We start from the raw sequence: 16,890 nt of genomic DNA on the forward strand, positions 1-16,890 counted from the left end.
CAGAAGATTCTTATTAACTATTATTCTACTAATTTTTTGAGTTTTGTAAAGTGTTATTATTGAAAATTTTTAAAAAATTATTTTTTTACAGTAATATTCATAAAAATTCCATAATCTTTTAAAACACTATACCTCATTGAATTCTATGTATTGATTTAATAGTCTTTATATCCCTTCGCTATAAAACACTTGTAAATTATTGTTAATAAATAATGTATATCGTAACAAACCTCTTTTCTACAAAAATAAAAAAGTCAGCTTTGCTGACTTTTTTATCCGGCCATTTTCTTTTTTTTCATTTCCTCTATTACTCTCGTATACTTCTCTTCATCAAATTCATTTTCACTTTTTGCAACAACTACAGTCGCAATACCGTTACCAATTAAATTGACGATAGCACGTGCTTCTGACATGAAACGATCTACACCAAGTAATAGCGCTAACCCTTCTAACGGGATAACATTCATTGCAGATAAAGTAGATGCTAGTACTATAAAACCTCCACCTGTTACTGCTGCTGCCCCTTTAGATGTAACTAATAAAATAGCTATTATAGTTAATTGTTGACCTAGTGAAAGATCGACGTGAAAAACTTGAGCTAAAAATATAGTTGCCATCGATAAATAAATCGTCGTTCCATCTAAATTAAAAGAGTAACCTGTCGGAATGACTAAACCTACTACTGGCTTAGAACACCCGAAGTCTTCCATCTTTGTCATCATTCGCGGCAGTACTGATTCTGATGATGATGTCCCTAGAACAATAAATAATTCTTCTTTAATATGTGCTAAATATTTCCACAAACTAAATTTGTACAGTTTACAAATAAAATTTAAAACAATAAAAACAAATAATGCCATTGTCGTATATACACAAATCATTAGTTTACCAAGTGGTATTAACGTACTTAAACCATATTTACCAATTGTAAACGACATTCCACCGAATGCTCCAACTGGCGCTAACTTCATAACAATAGATAAAATATTAAAAAATACTTTCGATAATCTTTCAAAAAAGTCGATAACAGGTTGTCCATTTTTCCCGAGCATCGTTAACCCTGCACCGAATAAAATGGAGAAGAACAGAACTTGTAAAATATCACCTTTTGCAAATGCTTCAAACATGTTAGACGGCACAATATGTAAAAAGAAATCCATCCACTGCATTTCTTGCCCGCTTTGTACATATTGTGAAACATCTCCTCCCTTTAGTTTCGAAGGATCTAATCCATCTCCGGGACGTACAACATTCGCTACGATGATACCAATAAGTAAAGCCGCTGTTGTAACGATTTCAAAATATAATAGTGCCTTCCCACCAACACGACCTACCTTTTTCATACTTCCCATACTTGCAATACCAAGCACAATCGTTAAAAAGATTATCGGTGCAATAACCATTTTAATCATATTGATGAATGTTTCACCAATTGGCTTCATCTCTTGTCCAACACTAGGCCAAATTGCCCCTACTGCAATACCACAAATAATTGCCACAATAACTTGGAATGTTAAATTCTTTACAATTCTCATTTTTAATACTCCCCTGTTTCGTTCATTTCTCCCATACGATTTCAATAATTGCTAATGATGTATTTTATGTAATAGCCCCCCTGCTATTTAACTTAAACCACATCATTACGTTACACTATTATCAATAACTTGAAAATAGTATATAATATTTGAATTTAAATGCCATACTATTAAACGTAATAAAAAAGCAGACATTATGCCTGCTTTAATTCTCCTCAATCTGCTTTTCACTTAATCCTAGATGTGTTCTAAGCGTATTACTCAAACTCTGTAGATCTTTTTTATTAGGGTTATAATAATATACACGTTGCCCATTTGGACCGTTAGGTAAATATAAATCATCTCCGCCTAATTGAATCTTTTCAACTGAACCATTTAAACCGTATTTATAAAAAGATAAAATATCATCCATTACTAAATTTGTTTTAAAATCGCCGTCAATCGCCTCAACTATTTTTTCTAGCTTCGTAATCGAGCCTACACTTTTTAATTTACTTAACATCGCTTCAATAACAAGTTGTTGGCGCTGACCTCTCATTGCATCACTATCAATATGACGCGTTCTTGCCAGTGCAAGTGCTTCTTCCCCTGTTAATTTTTGTAGTCCTTTTTTCAAATGGATTGCGTCAGGTTCATCTTTACTATTTTGCTCCGTAAATTCAACTGGGACATTTACTTCAATTCCATCTAATCCATCAACAATTTTAGTAAATGAATTAAAATTAAACTTCACAAAATAATCAACAGGCACTTGTAACAACTTTTCTACTGCTTCCACTGAAGCTTGCGGTCCTCCATCTTTACCATTTTTAACGAAACCACTTCCATATGCATGCGTTATTTTATCTTTTTTCTTTTCAACTGGAACATATGTATATGTATCACGTGGTATGCTCGTTAATTTCACTGTCTTATCATCTTTATTAAAAGTAGCTAACAGTAGTGCATCTGTATGGAAAGCACCATTATACTCCTTTTGTCGTTCTTGATTTTCATCAATTCCCATAATTAAAAGTGAAACATTGTTTGCAATTGGCTTTACAGTTTCCTCACGTAAATGTGATTTTTCACCACGCGCTAAATTTAAACTAGACTTTTGTACGAGATTAGAAGTTTTCATATATACATAAGTACCATATCCAACTCCGCCAAATAGTAATACTACTAACAAGACACTTATTATCGTTGTCTTTTTATATTTTCTTTTATTTTTCTTTTCTCTTGAAGAAGAGGTATTCTCCATATCGTTCCCTCCGTTTTCTATTCATCTAATATATTTTTCAATTTTTCATAATTAGTACTATCCTTTTGAAATACATTCTCTTTCAACCCTTTGTTTATTTGTATCCATTCAGTTGTAATCGAATATTGAATCATACCTTCGTGGAAACTAAGGAACTTTAGCATAATCCCCGTATTTTTCTCTACAACCATTTCAAATTTCCCTCTTAAATCTTCAGATGTACTTACAGGCATTTCTATGTTTATTGTCCCTTCTATTTTGTAGCAATCAAGTCCAAGATACTTCGTTTCTTTATAATTCCAATCTTTATATCGGATTAATAGCTCAGCAAATTCTGATTGCATACTATACTTCGCAAATCCCACATATTCGTCATCATATCGTTTCTTTTCACCTGATTTTCTCAATAATCTTTCCGTAGGATTTAATTTTAATAGTTCATAGTTTCTTTCCTTCGGGCTCCATTTTGTCTCTCTATATGTATACTTCTCATCATCAAATTCTTTTTTCTTGCCCTCGTTATATATAATTGTTCGTTTTTTCGTTAGCTTATCTTCTTTCGAAGAGATACCTCTTTGTTGCTCCGTATCAATCGCATATTTGTATGTTGTAGCGATTCTTGACGAACTAGAATATTCCTCAAATTGTCCTGAAATATTTTTAAAATGATCAATGGAATCCAGCATCTTTTCATGAATCTTTTCTTTATCTGGATAGTTTACGTTCGATTTTATTTCTTCTTCATTTTCATAATCAGAAAACGCCTTTTTCTTTACATATTCAAATACCCCACCATTTTGAGCAAAAATTTGATCAGAAAACTCCGACATAGACACAATGGACAGTGTTAGAACCGCAGCACTTATAGCCATCATATAAACTTTGTAACCTTTCTTTTTTACCGGAAGATTATGTAGTGTACGATTAATCTTTTCATTTAACTCTGGTGGTACTATAACATTCTCTTCTTTTATTCTCTTTTTTATTTTCTCATCAAATAATTTTTCGTTATCCATCCTATACACCTCCTATTCCATCTTTAATCGCTTTTGCAATTGTTCCCTCGCGCGTGACAATCTCGATTTCACTGTTCCTTTTGGCACTTCTAAAAGCTTCGCTATACTTTCTTGATTCATATCTTCATAATAAAAAAGCACCGTAACCGCTCTTAACTCTTCATGTAATGATTGAATCGCATTACACAAATCTATATCTTCATACTGATCACAAGCACTCATATTGTAATCATTTTCTTCTATTACCATTATCTTTTTGTATGATCTAATAATGTTGTTACACTCATTTATCAAAATTCGAATTAACCAAGTTTGAAAAAACTCTTCTTTCTTTAATTTTTTTATATTTTCATAGGCTTTTAAAATTGTTGCCTGTATCGCATCCTCTATATTTGTCTCATCACGTAACATAGCCTTTGCAATACGATACATCTTCATTTTTTCTGTATGTATAAGCGCCATAAACGCTTCATGATCACCTTTTTTCGCTAAGGAAACATCGGTTTCTTCTTTTACAATCATTTTATATAAAGGGATTACTTTCACAATTGCTCCTCCTGTTTCATCCTCACTTCAAATTTAACTTTACATGTATTAGACGGATGAGCCTAGAAAAAGGTTCATTTTTTTGAATATTTCCATAAAAAAAGGTAAACATTCTTCATGTTTACCTTTACTCAGATGTAATTCTAAGGAAATATCCATCTGGATCGACAACTTTAAATCCCCGCATCTCCCACGGATAAGTTTGAATTTCTTCTTGTATTGTGCATCGCTTCTCTTTACAACGTTCATATACTTCTTCAATCCGATTGACAACAATAATTAGTTCAAAGCCATTCCCCTTCATGTCTTTTCGATTGTAAAAATAGTGATTTTCACTCAATGTTGAATCAGTAGCTAGTAACAGAGAAAACTGATCGTGATTAAAGCGTGCTGCATGCATACTTCTTTTATACAACTGTAAACCAATTACTTCTTCATAAAACAATAATGACTTCTCAATATCATTTACATATAGTTTAACCCGGAACAAATGATTCATTCGTTTCCTCCTCATCAAAAAAGCCCACTTTCTCAGTGGACTTTCTACTTTACAACGGTAAATCCCTTTTCCTAAACACTACAATTGCTACTATGAAAATACAAAGTGCTCCAGCAGTTAAACCTATACTCACTGGCCATATATTATATGTTCCCTCAGCAATTTCTTTCGGACGAAATAGCGTAAATAATGATATATTTCTCATCCACTCTAACTTATCGCTTAATTTACCTACCATGTCCGTTACGAAAAATAAAATAGTTAAACTTGCTGAGTAGCTAAGTGCCTTTCTTTCGTCATTACATATACAAGAAAAGAAAAATGAATACGCACTAACGACTAAAAATATTAACCCACCGACTATATTTATCTTCAGGAATAATTCTTTATTTAAGTTATTATCTTGTAGAAACCACTCTGCACCTACTATACCCGCTACATACGTAACAGTTACTATGATTAGTAGCCCTAATACGAGAATAGCCGCTTGCGTGATTGCAATTTGCACTCTAGATACAGGTGTTGTTAGCAAGTATGCCATCGCTCCTTTATCTACATGACGAGCAATTAAATGCGTTGCAACTGTTACACAAAAAATTGTTAATATGATAATAAACAATAGACTATAATATTCGCCAGCTAAAAAATCCATTACGTTTTGAATCGGACTTTCCATTCCAACAATTTTTTTCACACTATCAGGCATAGCACTTATTAATTCATTTAACCCTTTCGCTGATACCATTGAAGGGAAGATCCAAATTAATAACCATAAATATAGAGCTGCACCAGTTGCATAACTCAAAATACTTTTTTGTGTTTCTTTCAAACTAGCTAAAAACAATTGCTTATTCATGCTTTCCCCCTTCTTTCTTATCGTAATAATGCATAAATAAATGTTCTAAATCCATTGCTCTCGTTTGAAGCGCCGTTACATTATAGTTTGAAAGTGTTTGTAAAACAGTTTGATAGTTTCCTTGCACAATAATCGATGCTTCTCTACCTTTCACCGCTTCAAATTGCAAATTACATTGTGTAAGAGATTCAATCTCTTCTTGCGATGATACGGTTACATCTATTACCTGTCGTCTCAAGCTTTGTAAATCATGAATATTTTCAACCGTTACAAGGCGACCATCTTTAATTATAGCCACTCTGTCACAAGTTCTCTCAATCTCAGTAAAAATGTGCGATGACATAAGGATTGTTTTCCCTCTTTGCTTTTCTTCTAATATTAAATCGATAAACACTTGCTGCATAAGTGGATCGAGTCCTGATGTTGGTTCATCTAAAATTAACACTTCCGGATCATGCATAAAAGCAGCAACAATTCCTACTTTTTGCTTCATTCCTTTAGACATTTTTCGAATCGGTGTTTTCACATCAAATTGTAGACGTTCTATTAATTCATCTCGTCTTTTCGTATCCTTTAACCCGCGCATTCCTTGCATTAACTTTAAAAAATCTAATCCGTTCATTCCTTCAATAAAAGAAATTTCACCTGGCAGATACCCAACTTTCCTTTGGATTTTCGCCGCTTGATTCCAACAATCTAATCCAAAAATTGTCGCTTTACCAGCTGTCGGTTTTATAAATCCCATTAAATTACGAATTGTTGTGGATTTCCCAGCACCATTTGGTCCTAAGTAACCAAATACTTCCCCTTCTTTTACATCAAATGTAATATGAAACAAACCTTTTCCATTTGAAAACTGTTTTGTGACATTTTGAACTGAAATCATAATTCCACCTCATTTTTTGAAATATTTAATATGTGATATTTCAAAATTATTGTACTCCTCATCTTTCATATTCGCAACAACTTTTTGAAATATTTATATGTCCATATTTCAAAATTATTGTTTTCCATTATTTTTTCTTGTATATTTTAATTGAGGTGATTGCATTGAACGGCTTTGAAAAAGTGAAAGAAAAGAAAAAACGTGCCATTAAAGAGGCAGCCTTCTTATTATTTTCAGAACGTGGATTTAATGAAGTGAAAATAGAACATATTGCAAAAGAAGCAAATGTTTCTCAAGTTACCATTTATAATCATTTCGGAAGTAAAGATGCATTATTTAGAGAGCTTATACAAGAATTTATCATATCTGAATTTCAATATTATAAAGATCTTGCAGAGGAAAAATTACCTTTTCATGAGATGATGCAAAAAATGATTGTAAGAAAAATGAATACTGGTGGGTTATTTCAGCCGGATATGTTACTACAAATGATGCAAAGAGATGAAGAGCTCCGAGAGTTTATTTATAGTTATCAAAACGAAAAAATCCTGCCTTGGTATTTAGAAATACTAGAACAAGCACAGCAAAAAAATGAAATTAACCCTCACCTTACTAAAGAAATGATGTTACTATACATTCAAATGTTCACTAAACTAGGTGATGATTTCGGGGCTCAGCTTCTTGAAGGAGATCGCGAAAAACATATACAAGATATCGTTACGATGTTCTTTTATGGACTGTCCGTCCCAGAAAAATAATGTTTCTAAAGAACAAATACCATCACAAAAAAAGCCCTTTGGATATTTAAATCTCAAGGGCTTTTTCATGTCAATAAAATGATTAAAACTAACTTTATCTTAAAGCAGTTAAATGCTGCTTTATAGATAATACCTTATTATAGATTAACTCTTTTAGCATAACTGGCTGAATTGAGATAATTGTTTCACCGAAATTCAGAAAGTAACTTGAAATAAACTCAACTTCTTGTTTGTTAAAATAGCCTGTTATACTATAATTTTCATTTTCTTTTTGTATCCTCATGGAAGGATAATTCTCTTTATCAAAAATATCTTTTCCTTTTTGATTAACAATGACACGAAAATCAATTGCATCCGGCTTTCTGTGAAAAGTTGTAAGATAACTTAACAACTCTTCAAGATTTTTTGGATTCGTATTGCTTGTTTCCTCAATAGAAAGAATTTTATCACATCTAATTATTTGAACATTATTTGTCTCAAAATTAAAGATTTTAGCATACCACTGGCCAAATTTAGATTCTATTCGAATAAATTGGGCGACCAATACTTTTTCCTCATCTTTTTTTAAATATGTTAAATGATAAACTCGCTCAGCAAAAATCCCCTGTAAAATTTCTTTTAAGAACGGACTAAAATTACTATGATTTGTTACTTCAAAAGAAAGCGTTCTTTCCATGATTGAAATATTTTCACTCACATTATCAGGTAATACATGTTTAAATTTATTTTCAAGCGCAATACTTTCTACATTAAATGGTTTTGTCTTGTATCCATTTAGCGTAAGAATCGAAAAGTATAACGCATACATTTCACCTACACTAAAATAAATTGGCGATAACACACTATTTTCTATAATTTTATAACTTCCATTTATACCCAGTTCAGAATATATTGGTACACCTATTTCTTCCAATGATTGAATATCTCGCAACGCGGTACTTTTAGAAATATCATATCTAGCCATTAAATCTTTTAAATTAAAATATCTTTTATTATTTAAGAAAATAAGCATATCATTTATTCGTTCCGTTTTTTTCATATTTCCCTCCCAAAAAGGTGTCATGTATTGGAACCTTTTTAGTCTATATTATAATTATTAACTAATAAAGGAGTTATATATTTATGACATTAGAAATAGCTATTTTTCTTTCAATGAATGGGCAAGCAAAGGAGGCAATTAATTTTTACACACGTAATTTAGAAGCTACGCAGTTAATGATTGTTACGTATGGAGAAATGGCCAAAAGAGATAGTTCTTTTAAAATTACAAGTGAAAATAAAGATCATATTGCTCACTCTGTTTTACAAATTGGGAATACAAAGCTAATGATAGCAGAAGATACAATGAAACCTAATGAACGTTATAACGTTGGAAATAACATGTCACTTTGCATTCAAAGCGCTAATTTAGAAGAAATACAAAGGTTTTATAATAATTTAATTTCCGATAAGCATGTGAAGATAATCTCTCCGCTAGAAAAAAATATATTTAGTGAAGCATATGGGATTATTGAAGATCCTTACGGCATACAAATCCAGTTAATGTATGACAAACGATTAAACTAAATCATTATCCATATTCACATATTCCTAATAAAAAAGACACGAAATTCGTGTCTTTTTTACTTTATAGTGATGACTCTACCGGTTTCACTACTTTCAATCGCTAATTGAATAAGTCGGATAACTTCTAAGCCTTCTTGTGCTGTTACAGGTGGTTTCTCACCATTTACTATACTATCTCTTACACCTTTATAATACATGTCATAACAGCCAACTTCTGTTGGAATACGCTCTAGCTTTTCTTCCGTATGTAAAGTAGCAAAATTCTCTTCAGCATCTAATCCATAACCGTTATCGCCTGGCTTCATTCCATTTTTTAATTGTTCTTCCTGTGAATCCATACCGTATTTCACGATAGAACCTTTATCTCCGTGCAGTGTAAAGTGTGGACCTTCTTGCTTTACGTAACTGCTACTATGTAAAGTGACACGTTTAACACCGTAGTGAAGTATAACATGGAAGTAATCATCAATTTCTGCACCTGGTCGTTGTTTGATTACATCTGCACTTATCGCATCTGGTTTCCCAAATAATGATAATGCTTGGTCAATTAAATGCGATCCTAAATCATACAGTATACCTGATCCTGGTAAATTCTTTTCTCTCCAGCGATCACGTACATTCGGGCGAAAACGATCGAAATGCGCTTCATATGCGTATAGATTCCCTACTCTATTTTCTTCTAACAATTTCTTTATCGTTAAGAAATCATTATCAAAACGGCGATTATGATACACGCTTAACACCACATTATGCTGTTTTGCTAATGAAATTAGTTCTTCGCCTTCTTCAATTGAAACAACGAATGGCTTCTCCACAACTACATGCTTACCATGTAAAATTGCTTCTTTTACATGTGGAAAATGAGTTGTATTCGGTGAAGTAATGACCACTAAGTCAATATCAGCACGATTTACTAATTCCTCAATTGTGCCAACAACTTCAGCATTTGGTAATGCTTGCTTCACTAGTTCTTCTTTTGAAGATAAAATAGCACGAATATCATATTCTTCTATCGTTTGTAATAATGGGATGTGAAATGTTGTACTAGAAAATCCAAATCCTACAATGCCTACACCTATTTTTTCCATGTTGCCCCTCCATCTGTCCCGCTTTAACGGACAGTAAGATTCCTACCTCAAAATTCAGCGAAAGCAAAGAAATTAGTTGAGGAATCAACTGCTCGTAAAAGTCCGATTGATTAAAGTTCCACTTTATGAGAACGATTTCATTCAGTTATTATAACAAGATTATTATTATTTACATAATAATTTGCCTAGAAAAAAGCATCTTGCCATTATTCATAGCAAGATGCTTTTTTACTCCGGTCGTTTTTTTGTCCACGTTTCAATAACTTCACCAGTATCATTAACATCTAGTACTAAACTACCGTTACTATACCGGTCTTTATTTCGATACGCTTTCGGATCAATTTCTTCTACAATATGTTTCTCAGTCTTCATATATACTAGTTCATCATCTCGAACAATTTCAATACCGACAATACGGTATGGATTACGTTTTAACTCTTTAAAAATAACAAGACCTCGCTTCGCTCTCGTTGATTTCTCAATTTCTGATGCTTTTAGACGTTTTACAGCACCTCGCTGCGTAACAAGAATAAGTTGATCTTTGTCACCATTTAACGGTTTACCCGAAGCGACATAATCATCTTCTTTTAAGTTAATTGCTTTTACACCAGCGGCCCTTACACCGACTGGACTTACTTCATCTTCATGGAAAATAAGTGCATATGCACCATAGGTTGCAAGAACAATATCACTCGTTCCATCTGTTGCAAATATATCTACAACATAATCATCTTTTTTCAAATTCACAGCGACGAACGCTCTTGAATAACGCTGAACTTTATATTGGTTTAATTCTGTTTTCTTAATCATACCATTTCGTGTAACAAATACGATAAATCGTTTTTCTTCTTCAAAATTCGGTACGACGGTCGCCCAAATAATCATTTCATCCCGCTCGAGTGAAACGAGATTCGCAACGTGTTGACCTAAATCTTTCCAACGAATTTCTGGCATTTCATATACTGGCAGATATATATAGTTTCCTTTATTCGTAAATAAGAGGACTGTCTCTGTCGTATTCGTATCGAATCGCTCCAGTAAGATGTCACCCTCTTTCATACCGAAGTCTTTTCCGTTCGATGCATTATGTGAACGCCAACCTGTTCGTTTCACATATCCTTCTTTCGTTACAGTAACGATGACATCTTCCTGCGGAATCATAACTTCCACATCGATTTTAATTTCCTCAATTTGTTCTTCAATAATAGCACGGCGATCATCACTATATGTTTTCTTGACTCTCTTCAAATCTGTTTTAATAACTTGAAGAAGTCTTTTTTCACTTTGTAAAATTGACTGTAACTCTATAATCTTCTTATTAAGCTCGTCTGCTTCTTGTTCTAGCGCCGTAATATCTGTATTCGTTAAACGATATAGTTGCAGCGAAACAATTGCTTCTGATTGCGCTTCTGTAAATCCAAATTTCGTACTTAAATTATCTTTTGCATTACGTTTATCCTTAGAAGCACGGATTGTTTCAATCACTTCATCTAAAATCGATAATGCTTTCTTTAAACCTTCTACAATATGTTGACGGTTTTCTGCTTTTCTTAATTCATATTGTGAGCGTCTCGTAACAACTTCTTTTTGATGCCCAATATACGCATCCAAAATCTTAGGTAATGTCATAAGTGTCGGACGACGATTATTTATCGCTACCATATTAAAGTTATATGGAATTTGTAAATCTGTGTTCTTATATAAATAATTTAAAATACCTTCAGCATTTACTTCTTTTTTTAACTCTACAACGATGCGAAGACCTGTACGATCTGTCTCATCACGTACTTCAGCAATTCCATCTAGTTTTTTATCTAGACGTAATTCATCCATTTTTTTAACAAGGTTCGCTTTATTTACTTCATACGGAATTTCTGTAATAACGATTTGTTGCTTCCCACCACGGATTGTTTCAACTTCAGCTTTTCCGCGAATAATAATTTTACCTTTTCCTGTTTCATACGCTTTTTTGATACCATCAATCCCCTGAATAATACCACCTGTCGGGAAATCTGGTCCTTTCATAACTGTTAATAAATCATCAACAGTACTATTCGGCTTATCAATACGCATCATCGTCGCATCAATTACTTCCCCAAGGTGATGCGGAGGAATTTCTGTTGCATAACCAGCTGAAATTCCTGTCGATCCGTTCACTAGTAAGTTCGGGAACATCGCTGGAAGTACAACAGGTTCTTCACTCGTATCATCGAAATTTGACACGAATTCTACTGTTTCTTTATCGAGATCACGCAATAACTCAGATGCGATTGGTGATAATCGTGCTTCCGTATAACGCATTGCCGCTGCTGGATCGCCATCCACACTACCATTATTACCATGCATTTCAACTAAAACATTACGTACTTTCCAAGTTTGACTTAAACGTACCATCGCCTCATATACAGAGGAATCACCGTGTGGATGGTAGTTACCAATAACATTACCAACTGTTTTAGCTGATTTACGAAATGCTTTATCATGTACATTTCCTTCTACATACATAGAATATAAAATACGTCTTTGCACCGGTTTTAAACCGTCACGCGCATCTGGAAGCGCGCGATCTTGAATAATATATTTACTATAACGTGCAAAGCGGTCACCTAACACGTCTTCAAGCGGGAGGTCATGAAACTTCTCTGCCTGCATGTTATTCCACCTCCGTCTCCATAATCATTTCATTTTCTAAAATGTTTCCTTCTTCTTGCATACCAAATTGTACATTTCGTTCGATCCATTTACGGCGAGGTTCTACTTTATCACCCATCAATGTCGTAACTCGGCGCTCCGCTCTTGATGCATCGTCAATTTTCACACGAATCAACGTACGTGTTTCAGGATTCATCGTCGTTTCCCATAATTGGTCTGCATTCATTTCGCCAAGTCCTTTATAGCGCTGCAGCATGTAGCCTTTACCGACCTTTTTTGTTACACCATCTAATTCTTCATCAGACCATGCATACTCAATCACTTCACTCTTACCTTTTCCTTTACTTACTTTGTATAAAGGAGGAAGTGCAATAAATACTTTGCCAGCTTCGATAAGTGGTTTCATATATCTGTAGAAGAACGTTAGTAACAATACTTGAATGTGCGCACCATCTGTATCAGCATCGGTCATAATTACAATTTTATCGTAGTTAATATCTTCAACAGCGAATTCATTCCCTACACCACCGCCAATAGCGTAAATAATTGTATTAATCTCTTCATTTTTAAAGATATCAGCAAGTTTTGCTTTTTCTGTATTGATTACTTTACCACGTAACGGTAATACCGCTTGGAAACGTCGGTCTCGACCTTGTTTCGCGGAACCACCCGCAGAGTCACCCTCTACTAGGTACAGTTCATTTTTTTGCGGGTTACGTGATTGTGCTGGTGTTAACTTACCACTTAATGTACCTTCTGATTTCTTTTTCTTTTTACCAGTACGCGCTTCTTCTCTCGCTTTACGAGCAGCCTCACGTGCCTGCGCTGCTTTAACTGCCTTTCTCACAAGAAGTGTAGCAACATCCGGGTTTTCTTCTAAAAAGTAAGCTAAATGCTCAGATACAATTGCATCAATTGAAGAACGAGCTTCACTTGTACCAAGTTTCCCTTTCGTTTGCCCTTCAAACTGAAGTACTTCTTCTGGTACACGTACAGAAACGATAGCCGCTACACCTTCACGAATATCTGTACCTTCTAAGTTTTTATCTTTTTCTTTTAATAACGATACTTTACGAGCATACTCATTGAACACACGAGTCATTGCTGTCTTAAACCCAGCTTCGTGTGTTCCACCATCTTTTGTACGTACATTATTTACAAACGAAAGAATATTTTCTGAGTAGCCATCGTTAAATTGAAAAGCTAGCTCTGCCTCAATTCCATTTTGTTCACCAGTAAAATATACAACCGGATGGATTGAATCTTTTTCTTCATTTAAGTATGAAACGAAAGCTTCGATTCCTGTTTCATAATGAAAGACATCTTCTAAATCATTTCGCTCATCTTTTATTGAGATTTTCATCCCTTTTAATAAGAATGCAGATTCACGTAATCTTTCACATAATGTTTCGTAATTGTAATTTGTTGTGCTGAAAATCGTTGTATCTGGTTTAAAATGTATTGTCGTACCAGACTCTTTCGTCTTCCCGATCTTTTCCAGTGTCGTTGCAGGAATACCACCATTTTCAAAGCGTTGTTCATAAATATTTCCGTCACGTTTAATCGTCACTACTAACCATTCTGACAAGGCATTTACAACTGATGCCCCAACACCGTGTAAACCACCACTTGTTTTATAGCCACCTTGACCAAACTTACCACCGGCATGAAGTACAGTTAAAATAACTTCAGGTGTAGGTTTCCCAAGTTTATGCATTCCCGTAGGCATTCCTCGCCCTTTATCAATAACGCTAATACTATTATCTTTATGTATTACGACAGAAATTTCGTCGCCAAATCCCGCTAACGCTTCATCAACGGAGTTATCTACTATTTCATATACTAAATGATGCAATCCACGGCTATCCGTACTCCCGATATACATACCCGGGCGTTTTCGAACGGCTTCAAGTCCTTCTAGCACTTGAATTGCATCTTCATTATATTGGAACTGATGCTTTGCCAAACTCCTTGCCCCTTTCCTAATCAAATCAGAACATATGTTTCTATTATAGAATAACGCCTCGACTATAGTTTTGGCAAGTTATCTTATCTCTTTTATATACCATTTTCAATAGAAAAATCCTTGTTTTTTCACAAGGATTCCTCTAGGCTACTATTTCAGAAAAATAATCGTTTGTCAACGAGAAATGGATATGTATGCCAAGATTATACATTCCAAACCTTTATCATGATCCAAATGATCAATATCCAAAATGGGATAACAAGTAACAATCCCCAAAAACAGCCTTTAAAAAATCTCATGATGAACACCTCGTTCATCGGCCCTACTTATTTATAAAGAGGGCTGAATCAATCTTTCTCTCTTTAAAACCTATACTATTTTGTCATCGCATGTTCTACTTTAATGCAACGATCCATTATTACAGTATAGCCTTTTTCTTGCAAAAGTTTATATGTATCTTCATCTTGTACTCCTAATTGTGCCCAAAAAACATCTGCATCAATCTCTACAAACTCTTTCGCAACATCCATTAAAAATTCTGAACGACGGAATACATTTACAATATCAACATGTTCCTTAATATCCTTTAGTGAAGAAACTGCTTTTTCTCCAAGCACCTCATCTACTGTTGGGTTTACTGGAATAATGCGATACCCAGCATCTTGCATTGCTTTTGAAACCATATACGATGTACGTTCTGGCTTATCCGATAATCCAACAACTGCAATCGTTTTGCTTTTCTTTAATACTTCACCAATTTCCGTACGAGTTGGGTTTTCAATTGTCATAATTTATCCCTCCTATTCCTTTAGTATAGCCGATAAAGAAAGTCTCTTTCAATATGAAAGAGACTTTCTTTTATTTCAATTATTGATTCTTTGTAGCTGAATTATCTGCTAAAGTAGCTGTTTTCGTCATTTTTTGACCGTTACGATAGAATGTAACTTCTACTTTCTCGCCTACTTTTTTCTTTTCATATAAATATTTACGGAATTGAAGTGAATTTTCTACTTTTTGATCATCTAATGATACTACAATATCATATTGCTCTAAACCAGCTTTTTCTGCAGGTGATATTGGGTAAATTTTACCTAATACAACGCCGTTTGTTACTTCTTTCGGTACTTTCAATTGATTTACTGCATAAGCTTGCACATCTTCTAATGAAACGACACCTACTCCAAGAGCTGGACGTTTCACTACTCCGTCTTTTTCAAGTGATTCAATAACTGGCTTTGCAATATTAATTGGAATAGCAAATCCAATTCCTTCAACTTCTTGTTGTGCAATTTTACTTGAATTAATCCCAATTATTTCACCATTTTGGTTAAACAACGCACCACCACTATTACCTGGGTTAATTGCTGCATCTGTTTGAATAACTTGAGCATTCCAATCTGCACGCTTATCGCCATCGATATCTACTGGAATTTCACGTTCTTTGCTACTAATAATACCTTCCGTTACACTTCCATCAAACCCTAGTGGGTTACCAATTGCAATCGCTTTTTCACCCGCACGAAGTTTACTTGAATCACCTAAAGTGGCAACTTTATTTACATTAGATCCATCAATTTCTACAACCGCTAAATCTAACCAAGGGTCTTTCCCTACAAGTTTTGCATCTACCTTTTTACCATCACTTAGTTTTACAGCAAGTTTATTCGCTCCATCTACTACATGGTTGTTCGTTACAATATACGCTTTATTTCCTGCTTTTTTATAAATAACACCTGATCCTGAGCCAGCTTGTTGCTCTTGGCCTGTCGGTTGCATTGCAAATGGATCAACACTTTGTTGCATATTAATAACACCTACAACAACATCTTTCGCGCCTTCAATCATACCAGGTAAATCAGTTTCATTTTTTGCTTTATTGACAACAGGAACTACAGTACCTTCAACTTTTGAATCCGAACTGAATGATGATACAGCCGCTCCATTATTTTGAGCCCATGGCATATATGGTGCCGCAAAACTAATTGTGACAGCCCCAACTACAGCTCCGACTAAACCTGTGAAAAAATAACCTTTTTTACTACCTGATTTTCTCACTTCTCTCGTTTCACTATGCTCTTCATTTAAATTTGGTCCGTCGTAATATCCCATGTTTACTTCCCCTCTCTGGTGAATTCGTATTTTCAGTATAGTCACGTCTTGTGTCCTTCTTGTGAACTCATCGTGAAATCCAATTAAAAAAATACTCTTATCTAACATTGTAGACAAGAAAAGTATTTTTTGTACATTCCACCTACAAAAGAGAGTATAAATTTGCTATA

Annotated in this window: 15 protein-coding genes; 2 read left to right on the forward strand and 13 right to left on the reverse strand. The window is 34.1% G+C overall.

Annotated elements, in window-relative coordinates:
* Nucleotides 1-272 precede the first annotated feature (272 nt).
* The 7 genes from RBB48_RS12910 to RBB48_RS12940 form a co-directional block, all read right to left on the reverse strand.
* The gene (locus RBB48_RS12910; protein WP_106383400.1) at nucleotides 273-1,535 is read right to left on the reverse strand and encodes a dicarboxylate/amino acid:cation symporter; all 1,263 of its coding nucleotides are present in this window, start codon (nucleotides 1,533-1,535) and stop codon (nucleotides 273-275) included.
* Nucleotides 1,536-1,740: 205 nt separating this feature from the next.
* Nucleotides 1,741-2,778, reverse strand: coding sequence for an LCP family protein (locus tag RBB48_RS12915; RefSeq protein WP_098091657.1), 1,038 nt, complete (start codon nucleotides 2,776-2,778; stop codon nucleotides 1,741-1,743).
* 17 nt (nucleotides 2,779-2,795) lie between these two features.
* On the reverse strand, nucleotides 2,796-3,794 hold the full coding sequence (locus tag RBB48_RS12920) for a hypothetical protein (RefSeq protein WP_060487378.1): 999 nt from the start codon (nucleotides 3,792-3,794) through the stop codon (nucleotides 2,796-2,798).
* A gap of 12 nt (nucleotides 3,795-3,806) precedes the next feature.
* Nucleotides 3,807-4,340 (reverse strand): sigma-70 family RNA polymerase sigma factor, encoded by a 534-nt coding sequence (locus RBB48_RS12925; protein WP_000864733.1) that lies wholly within the window; start codon nucleotides 4,338-4,340, stop codon nucleotides 3,807-3,809.
* Nucleotides 4,341-4,467: 127 nt separating this feature from the next.
* A complete protein-coding gene (locus tag RBB48_RS12930) occupies nucleotides 4,468-4,839 on the reverse strand; it encodes a VOC family protein (protein WP_048544029.1) in 372 nt (123 codons plus the stop codon).
* Between the two features lie 49 nt (nucleotides 4,840-4,888).
* Nucleotides 4,889-5,695 (reverse strand): ABC transporter permease subunit, encoded by an 807-nt coding sequence (locus tag RBB48_RS12935; RefSeq protein ID WP_060487380.1) that lies wholly within the window; start codon nucleotides 5,693-5,695, stop codon nucleotides 4,889-4,891.
* The gene (locus RBB48_RS12940) at nucleotides 5,688-6,581 is read right to left on the reverse strand and encodes an ABC transporter ATP-binding protein (RefSeq protein WP_306007736.1); all 894 of its coding nucleotides are present in this window, start codon (nucleotides 6,579-6,581) and stop codon (nucleotides 5,688-5,690) included. The genes RBB48_RS12935 and RBB48_RS12940 overlap by 8 nt, the downstream gene beginning before the upstream one ends.
* A gap of 137 nt (nucleotides 6,582-6,718) precedes the next feature.
* On the opposite strand from RBB48_RS12940, the gene RBB48_RS12945 reads away from it, so the two are divergent.
* Nucleotides 6,719-7,339 (forward strand): TetR/AcrR family transcriptional regulator, encoded by a 621-nt coding sequence (locus tag RBB48_RS12945; protein WP_116300162.1) that lies wholly within the window; start codon nucleotides 6,719-6,721, stop codon nucleotides 7,337-7,339.
* Nucleotides 7,340-7,433: 94 nt separating this feature from the next.
* Here RBB48_RS12945 and RBB48_RS12950 read toward each other — a convergent pair whose 3' ends face one another.
* Nucleotides 7,434-8,402 carry a helix-turn-helix transcriptional regulator gene (locus RBB48_RS12950; protein ID WP_306007737.1) on the reverse strand — a complete coding sequence of 323 codons (969 nt, stop codon included), beginning with the start codon at nucleotides 8,400-8,402 and terminating at the stop codon, nucleotides 7,434-7,436.
* A gap of 59 nt (nucleotides 8,403-8,461) precedes the next feature.
* On the opposite strand from RBB48_RS12950, the gene RBB48_RS12955 reads away from it, so the two are divergent.
* A complete protein-coding gene (locus RBB48_RS12955; RefSeq protein ID WP_097889910.1) occupies nucleotides 8,462-8,905 on the forward strand; it encodes a VOC family protein in 444 nt (147 codons plus the stop codon).
* 56 nt (nucleotides 8,906-8,961) lie between these two features.
* On the opposite strand, the gene RBB48_RS12960 is transcribed toward RBB48_RS12955, so the two are convergent.
* The 5 genes from RBB48_RS12960 to RBB48_RS12980 all read right to left on the reverse strand — a co-directional run bounded on the left by RBB48_RS12960 (nucleotide 8,962) and on the right by RBB48_RS12980 (nucleotide 16,720).
* The gene (locus RBB48_RS12960) at nucleotides 8,962-9,993 is read right to left on the reverse strand and encodes an oxidoreductase (protein ID WP_306007738.1); all 1,032 of its coding nucleotides are present in this window, start codon (nucleotides 9,991-9,993) and stop codon (nucleotides 8,962-8,964) included.
* A 228-nt stretch (nucleotides 9,994-10,221) separates the two neighbouring features.
* The gene (gene parC / locus RBB48_RS12965; protein ID WP_001147486.1) at nucleotides 10,222-12,645 is read right to left on the reverse strand and encodes a DNA topoisomerase IV subunit A; all 2,424 of its coding nucleotides are present in this window, start codon (nucleotides 12,643-12,645) and stop codon (nucleotides 10,222-10,224) included.
* A 1-nt stretch (nucleotide 12,646) separates the two neighbouring features.
* The gene (parE, locus tag RBB48_RS12970; RefSeq protein WP_001062189.1) at nucleotides 12,647-14,611 is read right to left on the reverse strand and encodes a DNA topoisomerase IV subunit B; all 1,965 of its coding nucleotides are present in this window, start codon (nucleotides 14,609-14,611) and stop codon (nucleotides 12,647-12,649) included.
* Between the two features lie 374 nt (nucleotides 14,612-14,985).
* Nucleotides 14,986-15,399 carry a CoA-binding protein gene (locus tag RBB48_RS12975; RefSeq protein ID WP_048565897.1) on the reverse strand — a complete coding sequence of 138 codons (414 nt, stop codon included), beginning with the start codon at nucleotides 15,397-15,399 and terminating at the stop codon, nucleotides 14,986-14,988.
* A 79-nt stretch (nucleotides 15,400-15,478) separates the two neighbouring features.
* On the reverse strand, nucleotides 15,479-16,720 hold the full coding sequence (locus tag RBB48_RS12980) for a S1C family serine protease (RefSeq protein ID WP_046957742.1): 1,242 nt from the start codon (nucleotides 16,718-16,720) through the stop codon (nucleotides 15,479-15,481).
* Between the last annotated feature and the right edge of the window lie 170 nt (nucleotides 16,721-16,890).

It is taken from the genome of Bacillus sp. MMSF_3353 (assembly GCF_030733445.1).
GTDB lineage: Bacteria > Bacillota > Bacilli > Bacillales > Bacillaceae_G > Bacillus_A > Bacillus_A wiedmannii.